This window comes from Phycisphaerales bacterium (genome assembly GCA_040217175.1).
Lineage (GTDB): Bacteria > Planctomycetota > Phycisphaerae > Phycisphaerales > UBA1924 > JAHCJI01.
Genome location: JAVJNT010000002.1, coordinates 1208601 through 1222742, shown reverse-complemented (window position 1 = coordinate 1222742; position 14142 = coordinate 1208601). Strand labels below are relative to the sequence as shown.

At 69.2% G+C, this 14142-nt stretch carries 13 protein-coding genes and 1 tRNA gene; 5 read left to right on the top strand and 9 right to left on the bottom strand.

Going from position 1 to position 14142, the window contains the following annotated elements; translation table 11 throughout:
• Nucleotides 1-57: 57 nt before the first annotated feature.
• Nucleotides 58-2085: a cation-translocating P-type ATPase gene (locus RIA68_12420; GenBank protein MEQ8318246.1), complete on the bottom strand. Its 2028-nt coding sequence runs from the start codon at nt 2083-2085 to the stop codon at nt 58-60.
• 182 nt (nt 2086-2267) lie between these two features.
• On the opposite strand from RIA68_12420, the gene RIA68_12415 reads away from it, so the two are divergent.
• Nucleotides 2268-3320: an NAD(P)H-dependent glycerol-3-phosphate dehydrogenase gene (locus RIA68_12415; GenBank protein MEQ8318245.1), complete on the top strand. Its 1053-nt coding sequence runs from the start codon at nt 2268-2270 to the stop codon at nt 3318-3320.
• Nucleotides 3321-3557: 237 nt separating this feature from the next.
• Here RIA68_12415 and RIA68_12410 read toward each other — a convergent pair whose 3' ends face one another.
• From RIA68_12410 to RIA68_12385, 6 genes are all read right to left on the bottom strand, one after another.
• Nucleotides 3558-4472, bottom strand: coding sequence for a hypothetical protein (locus RIA68_12410; protein MEQ8318244.1), 915 nt, complete (start codon nt 4470-4472; stop codon nt 3558-3560).
• Nucleotides 4473-4547: 75 nt separating this feature from the next.
• The gene (locus tag RIA68_12405) at nt 4548-5060 is read right to left on the bottom strand and encodes an N-acetyltransferase (GenBank protein MEQ8318243.1); all 513 of its coding nucleotides are present in this window, start codon (nt 5058-5060) and stop codon (nt 4548-4550) included.
• 9 nt (nt 5061-5069) lie between these two features.
• Nucleotides 5070-6434 (bottom strand): pyruvate dehydrogenase complex dihydrolipoamide acetyltransferase, encoded by a 1365-nt coding sequence (locus RIA68_12400; GenBank protein ID MEQ8318242.1) that lies wholly within the window; start codon nt 6432-6434, stop codon nt 5070-5072.
• 64 nt (nt 6435-6498) lie between these two features.
• Nucleotides 6499-6894, bottom strand: coding sequence for a hypothetical protein (locus RIA68_12395; protein MEQ8318241.1), 396 nt, complete (start codon nt 6892-6894; stop codon nt 6499-6501).
• A 15-nt stretch (nt 6895-6909) separates the two neighbouring features.
• Complete coding sequence (locus tag RIA68_12390) at nt 6910-7887, bottom strand: TlpA disulfide reductase family protein (GenBank protein ID MEQ8318240.1); 978 nt, start codon at nt 7885-7887, stop codon at nt 6910-6912.
• Nucleotides 7888-7947: 60 nt separating this feature from the next.
• A complete protein-coding gene (locus RIA68_12385; protein ID MEQ8318239.1) occupies nt 7948-9018 on the bottom strand; it encodes a pyruvate dehydrogenase complex E1 component subunit beta in 1071 nt (356 codons plus the stop codon).
• A 147-nt stretch (nt 9019-9165) separates the two neighbouring features.
• Between RIA68_12385 and RIA68_12380 the strand changes: the two genes are divergently transcribed.
• The 4 genes from RIA68_12380 (at nt 9166) to RIA68_12365 (ending at nt 12735) form a co-directional block, all read left to right on the top strand.
• Nucleotides 9166-11202 (top strand): M1 family metallopeptidase, encoded by a 2037-nt coding sequence (locus RIA68_12380; GenBank protein MEQ8318238.1) that lies wholly within the window; start codon nt 9166-9168, stop codon nt 11200-11202.
• 57 nt (nt 11203-11259) lie between these two features.
• Nucleotides 11260-11949, top strand: coding sequence for a TylF/MycF/NovP-related O-methyltransferase (locus RIA68_12375; GenBank protein MEQ8318237.1), 690 nt, complete (start codon nt 11260-11262; stop codon nt 11947-11949).
• Between the two features lie 42 nt (nt 11950-11991).
• A complete protein-coding gene (locus RIA68_12370) occupies nt 11992-12606 on the top strand; it encodes a macro domain-containing protein (GenBank protein MEQ8318236.1) in 615 nt (204 codons plus the stop codon).
• A gap of 39 nt (nt 12607-12645) precedes the next feature.
• Nucleotides 12646-12735, top strand: a tRNA-Ser gene (locus tag RIA68_12365).
• Nucleotides 12736-12772: 37 nt separating this feature from the next.
• Here the strand turns inward: RIA68_12365 and RIA68_12360 are convergent.
• Both RIA68_12360 and elbB read right to left on the bottom strand, forming a co-directional pair.
• Complete coding sequence (locus RIA68_12360) at nt 12773-13441, bottom strand: hypothetical protein (GenBank protein ID MEQ8318235.1); 669 nt, start codon at nt 13439-13441, stop codon at nt 12773-12775.
• Between the two features lie 3 nt (nt 13442-13444).
• Entirely contained in the window at nt 13445-14116 is a 672-nt protein-coding gene (gene elbB, locus RIA68_12355; protein MEQ8318234.1) for an isoprenoid biosynthesis glyoxalase ElbB, read from the bottom strand.
• Between the last annotated feature and the right edge of the window lie 26 nt (nt 14117-14142).

Below are 14142 nucleotides of genomic sequence, written 5' to 3'. Positions count from 1 at the left end.
CCCATCAAAGAACCCACGCGAGTGCGTGGGTTCTTTTGTTGAGTATGCCGCGCCTGCTCAGGCCGTCGCGAGCCCGCGCATCGAGGCCTCGCGGCGCTTCGGGCCGCCCTCGGCCTCGCCCTCGATGGCGGCGAAGCTCTCGCCGAATCGGAACAAGCGGAAGCTATTGAACATCACGAACAGCACCGGCAGGATCTGGTAGAGCCCGGCGACGGTGAGGTTGATGAAGCCCGTCGAGGCGATGACCAGGCCAACGATCACGAACAGGATCGAGGCGATGATGTTCTGCAGGATGATCGCCTTGGTCTTACGCGCCAGCTCGATGAAGAAGGGGATGCGCGAGAGGTCGTCGTTCATGAGCGCGACGCCCGCAGAATTCGCCGCGATGTCCGAGCCGCTCAGGCCCATGGCCACGCCTACGTCAGCCTCGGCCAGCGAGGGGCCGTCGTTGATGCCGTCGCCGACCATCATGACGCGGTAGCCGCGGTCAACCAGGTCTCGCACGAGCTGGTACTTCTCTTCGGGCAGGCACTCGGCCTCGATGGCGTCGACGCCCACCGCCACGCCTACGCGCTTGGCCACGCTCAGGCGGTCGCCGGTGAAGATCGCGATGTGCCGGGCGCCCAGCTCGCGCAGGCGCTGGAGGACGTTCTTGGTGTTCTTGCGGACGCGGTCTTCGAGGCCGACGACGCCCATGTAGCGGCCGTCGCGCATCACGTGCACGCCGCTGACGCCCTCGATCTTGGCCTCGACGGCCTCGATGGCGGTGGCCTGGCCGGGCTTGAGTTCCTTCAGCCAGCTCGAGCGGCCGACGTGCAGCTCGCCACCCTGCGTGACGGCGCGGACGCCCTTGCCGTGCAGCTCCTGGAACTCGCTGGGCGTCTCGACGGGCACGCGGGCCTTGTCGGCGGTGCGTGCGATGGACTGCGCGAGCGGGTGGTTGCTGTTCCGTTCGGCCGTGGCCGCGGCCTTCAAGAGGTCCGCGCCCTCGACGCCCTCGGCCGGCACCAGTCGCGTCACCTCGAAGGTGCCGGTGGTGATGGTGCCGGTCTTGTCCATGATGATGGTGTTGACGCTGGCGGCGGCCTCGAGGAAGCCGGTGCTCTTGACCAGGATGCCAAGCCGGGCCGCGGCGCCGAAGGCGGCGACCATGGCGGTCGGGCTGGCCAGCAGCAGCGCGGCGGGCACCGCCACGACGAGCACGGCGAGCGCCGAGGCGAACGCGTCCTGCTGCGTCTGCGCGTTGTTGGCGCTGAGCATGAAGACGATGAACGCAACACCAATCGCGATCGGAACAAAGAACCTTGCCACCTGCTCGATGATCTGCTGACGCTGGGTCTTGGTGCTCTCGGCCTCGCGGATGAGCTGGGTGACCTTGCCGATGGTCGTGTCTTCGCCCACCTGGGTGACCTCGAGCTCGATGATGCCCGAGAGGTTGGTCGTGCCGGCGTAGACGTCGCTGCCGGCCTGCACCGAGACGGGGATGGCCTCGCCCGTGAGCGACGCCTGGTTGATCTCGCTCTGGCCCTTGACGATGCGGCCGTCGACGGGCAGGTTCTCGCCCGGGCGGACGCGGACGATCTGGCCCAGCGTGACGTCGGTGATCTGCTCCTCGCGCTCGTTGCCGTCCTCGTCAACGACGCGGGCCGTGTCGGGCGTCAGGCCGACGAGCGCCTCGATGGCGCGCCGCGCGCCGCTGGCGGTACGCTCGACGATCTCGTTGGAGATGTTCAGGATGAAGGCCAGCAGGCCGGCCTCGAAGTAGCGTTCGAGCGCGAGGGCCCCGCCCACCGCGATGACGACCAGGCACCTGGAGCCGAACTCGCCGCGGCGGATCTCGCGCCACGCCGGCGGCAGCAGGAAGCAGCCCAGCACCAGGGCCGCCACGCCCGCGGGCACGGCGGCGACGGCCTCGCTGGTCATGCCCGTCCAGCGGGCGACGACCGAGCACGCAAGCACGATGGCGGCGATCAGGAAGACCACGATCCGCAGCTCGATGCGGCTCTCCTGCTCGGTCTCGGCGCTCAGGTCCGGGGCCTCGAGCTGGTCCAGGTCTTCTCGGGAGGGGCTGGCGATCGTCGACATGGGCGGGCGTCTCCTGCCGGGGCGATGCTGGGGGACCGACGCGGGGCCACTTTAGGCCCTCGGGCGGCTCTCACCGGCCGCATGAACGGGCGCGTGGGCGCACGAGCACAGGCCCGGCGGGCCGGGGGTGAAGGCCTGCTTACGCCGGGCCCGGCGGGGTGGTTCGCGGCGTACCGTGGCCCATGCGACACGCGGCGGTGCTCGGAGCGGGACAGATGGGGCTGGTGTGCACGGCGATCCTGGCCTCGGCCTCGCCGCGGGAGGGCGAGCCGCACGAAGACGGCTCGGGCGACCGCGACGAGATCGGCCGCATCGCCCTCTGGGGCCACGAGCTCGACGCCCAGCACAAGCTAGCCCAGGTCCGCCGCAGCCCGCTGCTGGAGGGCTTCACCCTGCCCGAGCGCGTGGGGGTGGCCCTGAGCGACGAGTCGGCCCTGCACGGCGCGGGGCTGGTCGTGTGCGCCATTCCGGTACAGCACATCCGCGAGGCGTTTACGAGACTCAAGCCCCACGTGCCCACCGACGCCGGCATCGTCAGCACGGCCAAGGGGCTCGAGCAGGGCACGCTGCTGCGGCCGACCGAGGTGATCGCGGAGGTGATCGGAGCCGAGCGTCCGATCGCCGCGCTCAGCGGCCCCACCATCGCCGCCGAGCTCGCCCGGGGGCTTCCGGCCACCATGATCGCCGCCAGCGGGGACGACCGCTTCGCGCGCGACGTGCAGCGGTGGTTCGCGGCGAGCTACCTGCGGATCTATACCAGCAACGACCTCGTCGGCACCGAGCTGGCCGGCGCGATCAAGAACGTCATCGCCATCGCCGCGGGCATCCTCGACGGCCTGCAGGCCGGCTACAACGCCAAGAGCGCCCTGCTCGCGCGCGGCCTGGCGGAGATCGTGCGCCTGGGCGTCGCGATGGGGGCCGAGCTGGAGACCTTCTTCGGCGTCGCGGGCGTGGGCGACCTAGCGACCACGTGCTTCAGCCCCCAGGGCCGAAACCGGGCCTGCGGAGAAGCCCTGGGCAAGGGCCGCACGCTCGAGCAGCACATGGAGGCGACCATGCACGTGGTCGAGGGCGTCGCGACGACCCGGGCCGTGATGGAGCTGGCGGGCAAGCACAACGTCGAGATGCCCATCTGCGAGGCGGTGCACGCCGTGCTCTTCGACGGGCTCGACCCGGTGGACGCCATCGGCCTGCTGATGAGCCGGCCGCAGAAGCAAGAGCGGCTGGCGGACTGAGCCGGGCCGTCGGCGATCGCCGGCCGACGCCCGCGAACCGGCGATCGGGCCGCCCAGGACGCCATTGCGGATGACCAAAACCGATTTTTGGTCATCCAGAAACGCGATCCGGACGCCCTGAGCGGCGTTCTGGCTGCACCGAGCGACGATCCGGCCGCACGGAACGGCGAGCCGGCCGCCCGAGGCGAAGCCCCGCGCGGACCGGGTGGCGTTGCGGGGCGTCCAGCCGGCCGCCGCTCAGTCCCTCGGCGGCGCCGAGGGCTGGCCCAGCGGCTCCTCGCCCCGCAGGCGGCGGCCCAGGTCGGCCAGGATGCGGTCGTCCAGCGAGATGAGGTGGTGGCTCAGGACGACGCGGCCGGGCACCCAGATGGGGTCCTGCCCGTTGGGGGCGGCGTTGGTGGCGCCCACCCAGGTGTCGCGGAGCGTGGCGTAGGGGACGACGGTCAGATCGTGCGAGTCGCCGATGGTGGCGTCGTCGAGCATGGCCAGGAAGTCCGAGCCGGGTTGCATCTGGCGGGCAGATTCGTCCAGACGGATCCAGTTGGCCAGCTTCGCACCACGGTGCGGGCTGCCCAGGGTGTAGAGCGTCTGGATGTTCAGGCGCACGCCCAGGTTCCGCTTGACCTCGGTGGGCTCGGCCCAGGCCGTGCGGGCGACCAGGCCGCCCATGGAGATCGCAACCACGTCGACCTCGACGGTCCAGCGCTCGCCGGTGAGCGGGTCGACCTCGGTGCCGAACTCGTCGGCGACCTTCTGGGCGACCGTGTCGGCGATGTCGCGGATGTCCTCTTGCCAGACGTACGAGATGGAAAGCACCTCGTCGTCCTCCGCGCCGGTCATGTCCTTGATGCGCCCGGCCAGGCCGCGGCCGGTCATGCTCGGGCTGCGCCAGCCGCTGAGGACGACCAGCGGGCGGTCGAGCCCGACGGGGGCGGCCTCCATCTCGTCGATGGCGGCGTCGACCTCGGCGTTGGTCGCGGGGTACGCGGGGTTGGCCCGGTCGAGGTGGATGCACGAGGCCAGCGCGAACAGGGCCGTGCCAGCCAGCACGCCGATGGCGCCGCGGCGGAGTCGCTTGCGCCACCTGCGGGGCTTCTTGGCCGCGGCGCTCTCGGCGTTCGCGGCGTCGTTGTTGGCGTCTGCGTCGGTCATTGGGCCTCCCGGGGCGGTGCGCCCAGAGAGTGTACTGGGAAAAGCTAGCGACTGCTTACATTTGCATCGGCCGATTTACCCCAGAGCATCGAACGCCGGAGCGTATCGGACCAGCCCGCCGCCGTCAGGCAGCGAGCCGCCGGGGAGGGTGACCACCATGAACGCGTCGCCGGCGTCGTAGGTGCTAGACAGCCCGTGCTTAGCGGCGGGGCGGAAGCCGAAGCGGCGGTAGGAGGCGGGCTCACCCAGCACGACGCAGAACGCCGCGTTCCAGCACGCGGCCAGCCCCGCGGCGACGAGCGTGGCGCCGATGCCACGCGATTGATGGCTCGGCAGCACCGCGACGGGCGCGAGGCCGACGCCGTTGCAAGGTTCGCCGTCGATGGTCACGGGACTGATCGCGACGCAGCCGAGGACTTCGCCTTCGAGCTCGGCCACGAGCGAGACGCGGAGGTCGCCATCGGCGCGCAAGTGCTCGACGAGCTGCGCTTCGCCGGCGGTCGGGAAGGCCGCGCGCAGGACGCGGTCGATGGCGTCGACGTCTCGCTCGGTCTCGGCCCGGATCGTGACCGCCGGCGGCTCGGCCATGCGAGCGTCTTACACCAGCAGCGTCGCGGGCGCTTCGAGCATGCCCTTGACGGTGTTGAGGTACTGGGCCGCCATCGCGCCGTCGACGATGCGGTGGTCGCTGGACATGGTCATGCTCATGACGCTGCCGATCATGAGCTGCCCGTCGCGGACGACCGGGATCTCGCGCGCGGCGCCCACGGCCAGGATGCAGGCGTTGGGCGGGTTGATGATGGCGGTGAAGTGGGCGACGCCGAACATGCCCAGGTTGCTGATGGTGAAGGTCGAGCCCTCCATGTCCTCGACGCTCAGGCCCTTCTCGCGGGCCTTCTTGGCCAGGCGGCGCGTCTCGCTGGAGATGGTGCGCAGGCCCATGCGGTCGGTGCCCTGCAAGACGGGGACGACCAGGCCCCCGCCGCGCTCTTCGGGCAGGGCGACGGCGACGCCGATGTTGACGCTGCCGTGTTGGCGGATGGCGGGCTGCTTGCCGCTGTCGTCCCACGAGCTGTTGACGAAGGGGTGCTGGTGCATGGCCAGTGCACACGCGCGAACGAGGAAGTCGTTGACGGTGAGCTTCACGCCCTGGGCGCTGAGTTGCTCGTTGAGCTGCTCGCGCAGGTCGAGCAGGGCGTCCATGTCGACCTCGACGGTGACCTGGTAGTGCGGGATCGACTGCTTGCTCTGCACGAGGCGCTTGGCGATGGTGCCGCGCATGTTGCTGAGCGTGACGGTGTTGTCCTGCAGCGACGCACCGATGGGAGGCAGTTCGGGCTGGGCGGGCGCACCGCGCGATGCCGGGGCGCTCTCGCCGCCAGACTCGAGGGCGTGCTCGACGTCCTTCTTGACGATGCGGCCGCTGGGGCCGGTGCCGTCGATGCCCGCGAGGTCGACGTTGTGCTCGCCGGCGATCTTCTTGGCAAGCGGGCTCGCGAAGATACGGCCGCCGTCGCCAGCTCTCTCGCTCGATGCGGCCCCGTTGGTGCTGCCGTTGGAAGTCGGGGCCGGCGCGGTTGCCGTACCGCTGGAGGCGGACGACGAGCTCGAGCCCTCGGCCTGCTTGGTCTCGGTCTTGCCTTCGGACTTCGCCGCCGCCTTGGCCTCGCCGCCGCTCTTGGCGGCCTCGGCCCCTGCCCTGGCGGCTTCAGAGACGTCCTCGCCCTCTTCGGCGATGATGACGATGGGGTCGCCCACGTTGACCGACTCGCCCTGGCTGGCGGCGAGCTTCGCGACGGTGCCCTCGTCGAAGGCCTCGAGCTCCATGGTGGCCTTGTCGGTCTCGATGTCGGCCAGCACGTCGCCCGGCGAGACGGTGTCGCCCTCCTTGACGTGCCACTGGACGACGGTGCCGACCTCCATGGTGTCGGACAGGCGGGGCATGGTGACGGTGATCGGCATGGCGGGCTCCGGGCGCGGGTCGGACGTCGGCCGGTATGGTAGCGAACGCGGCCGCCACGCGTGGCTAGCCGGCGGGCGGATGGGGCAGTCGCTTGGGCTTGGGAGGAGCCGCCAGCGACGCCCGGATCAGGTTCTCGATGTCGGCTTCCGAGGGTTGGTCCGCGTCGATCGGCACGAAGCGCTTGCCCCGGCGTCCGGCCTCGCCCTGGAGCAGGCCCGCGGGATCTTCCATGAATTCGCCGAGCGGAAAGTCGAGCCGGAGCACGCCGCGGCGGTGGACGATCTGGCAGATCGAGCCCTTCACCGGCCCGCCGCGATCGGGGTCGTAGATCGAGATGGCGTCCCACGTCACGCGCTCGGCGGCGTGCGGCGCGAGCTCGAGCACGAGCCGGCGGACCGACGCCGCGCGCCGCCGCAGCGACGCGGGGAGCTCCATCATGAAGTCATCGGGCGTCGGCATGCGAGATTGGGCGTGCTACTTCTCGGCCAGGGCCTTGCGGTACTGCTCGAGCGTGCTCGAGTAGTAGTCGAGGAAGCCCGCGGCCGCCGGATCGGTCTTGCAGATCTCGACGGCCTCCGCCTGGAGTTGCACGGCCCTGGCGGTCTCGCCCTCGTCCGACGCGAGCTTCGCCAGGCTGTGCAAAGCGAAGGCGTCGCGGCCTTGCTTGAGCTCGTTGGCGCGTGTGGCGTACTCGAAGGCGACGGCCTTGTCGGCGTTCTGGATGCGGTTGCCGAAGTTGAAGGCGATGCCGAACGCGATCTTGCCCAGCAGATCGCCATCGTCCCAGAAGCCGGTCTTCGCGGCGGCCCAGTCCTCCTCGGCCATGATCCGGTCCTTCTCGGCCTGGATCGCCAGCTCGCGCTGGAATTTCTTCGCGTAGGCGGCCTCGTCCCACGTGCCAGCCAGCACGGCGTCGAGGATCTCGGGCAGTTCCTCGGCCTTCGGCAGGCCCACCCACACGAGCGTGCCGTCGGCGTCGATGATCGCCGCCTGGGGACGAACGCTTCGCACGCCCTCGGGCAGCAGCAACTGCGCCGTCGAGGCGTCGGCATCGACGCCCATCGCAAAGCGAGCACGGTCGTACTGCGTGCGCGGCTTCTGGCCCTCTTCGACCGCGACCGGCGTGCTGAGGAATCGGACGACGGTCGAGAGCTTCTCTTCCGTGACGCCGATGAAGCGGACGTTTCGATCGGCGTACTGCTCCTGCAAGCCGCTGATCTTGTCCATAGCCGCCACGCATGGCACGCACCAGGTGGCCCAGAAGTCGACGACGTACACGGTCCCGGGCTCGAACGCCTTGACGGGATCGCCCTGGGGGCGATCGAACCGCACCCAGTGCTCGAGGTCGATCGCCTCGACGCGCTCGCCGATGGAGAGCGTCTGGATCGGCGTCGAGTCTTGTGCAGGCTGGGCGAACGCCAGCGAGAGCAGCGGCAGGACGAGCGCGAGCATGGCGGGCCTCCTCGGAGCAAACCTCTCCCTTGTTAGGGATGAGCCCCGGGCGGTTGCCCGTCAGGCGTTCACGACGCCCTTGACGGCTTCCACAATCCTGCTCGCGTTGGGCAGGTACTCCGCCTCCAGGTTCTTCGCGTACGGCGTCGGCACGTCGGCCGTGTTGACGCGCACGGGCTGGTAGTCGAGCCAGTCGAAGGCGTGCTCGATGATCTGGGTGATGACCTCGCTCGCGACGCCGGCGAAGGGCCAGCTCTGGTCGACGATGACCACGCGGTTGGTCTTCTTGACGCTCTTCACGATGGCGTCGATGTCGAGCGGGCGGATGGTTCGCATGTCGAGCACATCGACCTCGATGCCCTCGCTCGACAGCGCTTCGGCGGCTTCCAGGCAGAAGTTGACCGGGCGGCCGAAGCTGACGAGCGTGCACGCGTCGCCCTCGCGCGCGAGGCGAGCCTTGCCGAAGGGGATGAAGTAGTCTTCCTCGGGCACGTGCATGGAATCGCCCAGCATGCGCTCGCTCTCCAGGAAGAAGACCGGGTCGGGGTCGGCGATGCTGGTGCGCAGCAGGCCCTTGGCGTCGAGCCCGTTGCTGGGGATGACCATCTTCAGGCCCGGCACGTTGCTGAACTGGCCCTCGACGCACCAGCTATGCGTGCTGCCGAGCTGGCCGCCCGCGCCATCGTTGCCGCGGAAGACGATGGGGCAGCCCCACTGCCCGCCGGACATGTACAGCATCTTGGGCGCGTTGTTGAGGATCTGGTCCGCCGCGACGAGGCTGAACGACCAGCTCATGAATTCGACGATGGGTCGCAGCCCGCTCATCGCCGCGGCGATGGCCATGCCCGCGAAGCCGTTCTCGCTGATGGGCGTGTCGATGATGCGCTTGGGCCCGAACTCGTCGAGCATGCCCTCGCTGACCTTGTACGCGCCGTTGTACTCGGCGACTTCCTCGCCCAGCAGGAAGACGCGCTCGTCCTCCCGCATGGCGAAGGTCATGGCCTCGCGTAGCGCCTGGCGGAACGGGATCGCGCGGTCGCCGTCGCGCGTGGGCTCCTGCCAATCCGAGAAGTCGGGGAAGGGCTGGGCCTTGAGCAGGGCGGGGTGCTCGATATCGATCATGGCGGGCATGGGCGGTTCCTTCGCGGAGACGGGCTGCTGGGGCGGAGGGCGAAGGGGATGGTATACGACACGGCCCGCCTGCGCAGAATCCGGACGCAGCGGGCAGCCCGCGTAGACTGCCCCGAGTCCGACGCCCGGACCCTACGGGAGACCTCGATGCGATCCATGCTTGCCTTCGTGATGGCCCTTCTTGCCTGCCTGGCCCCTGCGGCCGTCGCCCAGACGGGCGAGGAGCGTCCCTTCGATGCTTTTGCGCCGCTGGACCTGCCCACGCCCAACGCCTTTCGGCTGGGCTCGGGCGCGCCCGGTCCGCAGTACTGGCAGCAGCGCGTCGACTACGAGATCGACGCCGTGCTCGATGCCGAGAGCCAGCGGCTGAGCGCCACGCTCGAAGCGACGTACCACAACAAATCGCCCGACACGCTGACGTTCCTGTGGATCCAGCTCGAGCAGAACCTGTTTCGCCAGGACAGCATCGGCACGCGCAGCCGCACCGGCGGCGGGCCGATGCGGGCCATGGACGAGGCGTTCAACGGCGGATACGACATCCCCTACGTCCGCTCGGGCGGCAAGGAACTCGAGTTCACTATCTACGACACGCTCATGCGCGTCGAGCTTCCGCGGCCGATCAAGCCGGGCCAGCGGTTCCGCTTCGAGCTCGAGTTCGCCTTCGATATGCCGCCCTACCTGCGCCGCATGGGCGCGGAAGACGTCTCGCAGGGCCGCATCTTCGAGTATGCCCAGTGGTTCCCCCACGTGTGCAACTACGACGACGTGCACGGCTGGAACACGCTTCCGTACGCCGGCAGCGGCGAATTCTACACCAACTTCGGCAACTACCAGGTCAGCATCACCGTGCCGCGCACGTATCTCGTCGCGGGCTCGGGCGTGCTTCAGAACCCCTCGCAGGTGCTCACGCCCACGCAGCGGCGTCGCCTCGAAGAAGCCAAGAAGAGCCGCGAGACCGTGATGATCCGCTCCGCGGAAGAAGTGGGCGATCCGGCGTCGCGGCCAAGCGGCGAGGGCCCGCTGACGTGGAAGTTCCGCGGCGAGAACATCCGCACCTTCGCGTGGGCCGCGAGCGACGCGTTCATCTGGGACGCCTGCGGCGCGGTCATCGAAGGCGTGAACGGCCGCGAAAAGACCGTGCTCTGCCAGTCGCTGTACCCGGTGGAAGCCGAAGAGTGGAAGCCCTCGGCCGAGCAGGGCGGCAGCACGCAGTATGTTGCGCACAGCGTCGAGTTCTACAGCGACTTCCTCTATCCGTACCCCTACCCGATCATGACCAACGTGAACGGGCCCGAGGGCGGGATGGAGTATCCGATGATCATCTTCTGCGGCGGGCGCACGGGCCGCGGGCCGCTGGGCGTGACCGACCACGAGGTGGGGCACACGTGGTTCCCGATGGTCGTCAACACCGACGAGCGTCGGCACGCATGGATGGACGAGGGCTTCAACACCTTCATCGGCATGCACTCGCTGGCAAACTTCCGTGGTACCGAGCTCGACCCCAGCCGGGCGCGTCGCCAGACCATGCAGCTCGCGCGCGGCCGCAGCCAACCGATCGCCGTGTTCCCCGATCGCAACCTGCCGGGCCTGCTCGGCCGCCTGCAGTACCGCAAGACCGCCATGGGCCTGCACCTGCTGCGCGAGGTCGTGCTTGGGCCCGAGCGGTTCGACTATGCGTTCCGCGAGTACGTGCGGCGTTGGGCCTTCAAGGGCCCCCAGCCTGCCGACTTCTTCCGCACGATGGAGGACGCGGCCGGGGCCGACCTGGCGTGGTTCTTCCGCCAGTGGTTCCTGGAAGATGGCACGCTCGATCAGGCGGTCGAGGTCGCCTTCAGCGAAGAGCCGGAGCTGACGGAGACCGAGGGCGAAGGCGACCAGCCCGAGGCGCCGTACGTGCCGACCGCGACCATCACCGTGCGTTCGCTGGGCGAGATGGTGATGCCGGCCGAGGTCGTGGTGCAGTTCGACGACGGGTCGATCGAGCGGCGTTCGTACCCCGTCGAGGCCTGGGCAACCACGCGCGAGCGTAGCTTTGAGATCGTGCTCGATGGCCGCAGCCTCCGCCGGGCGATCGTGGACCCCGAGGGCCTGCTGCCCGACGTCGACGCGGACAACAACCGCTGGTTGGCCGACGGTGAGGCCGAAGAAGTCGCATCGGCCGAGCGCGACGGCGAAGAGGGCTGAGCCGCAGAGCAAATGTTTCGCTCAAGGCGCGTGCTCGCCGCCGTCGATGCTTCCTGCATGACCGTCCAAGCGACGAGCCTCGACCAGCCGGTGCAGCCTCGCATCGTGGACGCCGACGGGGCTTTCACGCGGCGGTACGAGCGTGGCCTGGCGCTGACGGGCATGCAAGACAATGCCTGGCGGCGGCCGCGCTTCTACCACCTCGCCCAGATGTTCGCCCTGACGCGAGGCGTGCCGGGCGCGACCGCGGAAGCCGGCGTGTATCGCGGGCTCGCGTCGTACGTGCTGTGCGAGATGAGGCGGGCCGAAGATCCGGGCTTCGATGGCGTGGGCCACTTTGCGATCGACTCATTCGAAGGACTGAGCGAACCAACCGAGGCCGACGAGCATCCCGGGTACGCCGGCCGATTCGCCGATACGTCCCTGGAGATTGCGCAGAAGTCGCTCGCGGACTTTCCGGGCGCGACGCTCGTCAAGGGCTGGATACCCGAGGCGTTCGACGAACTGCCCGAGCAGACGTACCGCTTCGTGCACGTCGACGTCGACCTGCACGACCCCACGATGGACTCGCTGGCCTACTTCTACCCGCGGCTGTCTGCCGGTGGCGTGCTCGTGATCGACGACTACGGACCCTGGCCCAACGGAGACTTTCCGGGCTGCAAGCTCGCCGTCGATGCGTTCGCGGCAGGGCATGGCTTGTCCATTGCGGTGCTGGACACGGGCAACGCCGTGCTCGTCAAGCGCTAGGCTCTCTCGTCGCTGCTCGTGCGACCGAAGAGGAACCGCCGCATGCCGCCGGTGATCGAGGCCATCTTGGACGACATCACGACGCTCCGCGTTGACGCGATCGTCAACGCGGCCAACGAGATGCTGGCGCCCGGCGGGGGCGTGTGCGGTGCGATCCACAAGGCTGCCGGCCCGAGGCTCGAGGACGCCTGCCTCGAGCTGCCCGAGGTCCGCCCCGGCGTGCGGTGCGAGCCGGGCTCGGCCATCGTGACCAGGGCCTTCGAGCTGCCTGCACGCTGCGTCATCCACACCGTGGGCCCGGTCTGGGTCAACGGCCGCAGCGGCGAGGACGACACGCTGGCTCGGTGCTATCGGTCGTGCCTGGAGCTCTGCCGCAAGGGCAAGATCGGCTCGATCGCCTTCCCGGCCATCTCGACGGGCGTGTATGGATTCCCCTCTGAGTACGCTGCGATCATCGCCGTGCGGACGATCGCAGCGGCCATCACGCCCACCGACGACGAGCCCGACCCCTTCCCGAAGCTCGCCTCGATCACGCTGTGCGCCTTCGACGACCAGACCCTGGCGCTGTACCGCCAGCAGCTCGCCGCGGCGGAGTTGCCTCAAGACGGGGCCCGGGGTGATCCGAATGGGAAGCATGACGCGGCCCCTGCTGGTTGATACCATGCGGGCCCGCCGGGACGCATGTCCCGGCCGTCAGGAGTGGTGCCCGAGAGGCTGAAGGGGCCGGATTGCTAATCCGGTGTACTGGTTTTACCGGTACCGAGGGTTCGAATCCCTCCCGCTCCGCTTCGTGAGACGCCCGCTGAAAAGCGGGCGTTTTTCATTATGCCGGGCTGGCGGCGATGCCCCAGCCGCACTCGGAGCACGAGCCGGCGGTTGCCGCGCCCTCATACCCGCAATCGGGGCATCTCCCGGCCGCTAGCCGCCGCCTCATCGTCTTCCATCGCAAGCCGGCGACGACCTGCAGCAGCGGAACGCACACCAGGAGCACGTTGGCAAGCAAGCCCCACCTCGGGGCGAGCGGGAGGGCCTTCGGCGAGCCCCATGAGCCACGACCAAGGACGAGGCCCTTGCGCCAGCCGACGCGACCGTCGAGGATGGCCACGAACTCGGACACCGTCGCCGGCGGCGTGCCCGACACGTGACGAGCACCGACGCTACCGACCATCAGCGACTTGAAGGGCCATCCGAACTGGATCTCTTCGTAGAACATCCGGTACTGGCCGTTGCGCCATGTCGTGGTGGCCTGCCGCTCGTACCTTCGCACGAGCGAACTGGGCAACGCGTATTCGGCGGACGTTGGCGTGTGCGCATCGCGACCCACCAACCAGGACGGCATGGCCGCCGGCTCTGCCGATCTCGTGACGCTCCATCTCGAATAGTCCTGCAGGAGCGCAGCGGCGACGGGTACGCCCACCGCCCATGCGATTCCCGCTGCGATCGCCAGCACCAACGCCCAGGTCGGCACGAGCTTGCGAGCGCGATGCGCCACCGCCTACACCGCCGCCGGCTGCTCGACCATCTCCATCACCTTGTCCACCATCGCCCCGATGCCCGTGAATACGGCGCCGATCGACTGGTCGCACATGTAGGCGGGCGTGGAGACGATGCGATGGCGATTGTCGAAGACGATGCCCTCGCCTTCGCAGTCTTGGTGGGTTGCGCCCATGGCCTCGAGCCCGTCTGCCGTGCCCTTGTCGGTGCCGATGGTGAGGTTTGGCCCCAGGTCGGCCCCGAAGATGCGGGCGGCAACGGCGGGCGAGATGCAGGCAAAGCCGAGCGGCCGGCCGGCCCGCTGGGCCTCGGTAAGCACGCGCGTGACCTCGGGGTGGGCCGAACACTCGGCGCCCTTGCTGGCGAAATCGCACAGGTTCTTAGCCGCGCCGAATCCGCCGGGCAGCACGATGGCGTCGAAGTCGCCGCCCTTGACCTTGGCCAGCGGGGTGACGTCGCCGCGGGCGATGCGAGCGGCTTCCATCAGCACGCTGCGCTTCTTGCCGGTGGGCTGCTGGTTCAGGTGGTTGATCTCGTCGAGTTCCATCTCTGGCGCCAGGCACACGGCCTGCGACCCATGGCGATCGATCGCGTGAAGCACGGCGACCGCTTCGTGGATCTCCGAGCCATCGAACACGCCGCACCCGCTGAGAATCACCCCGATCTTCGCCATCAAAGCCCCCTCTTGATTGCCGTCGA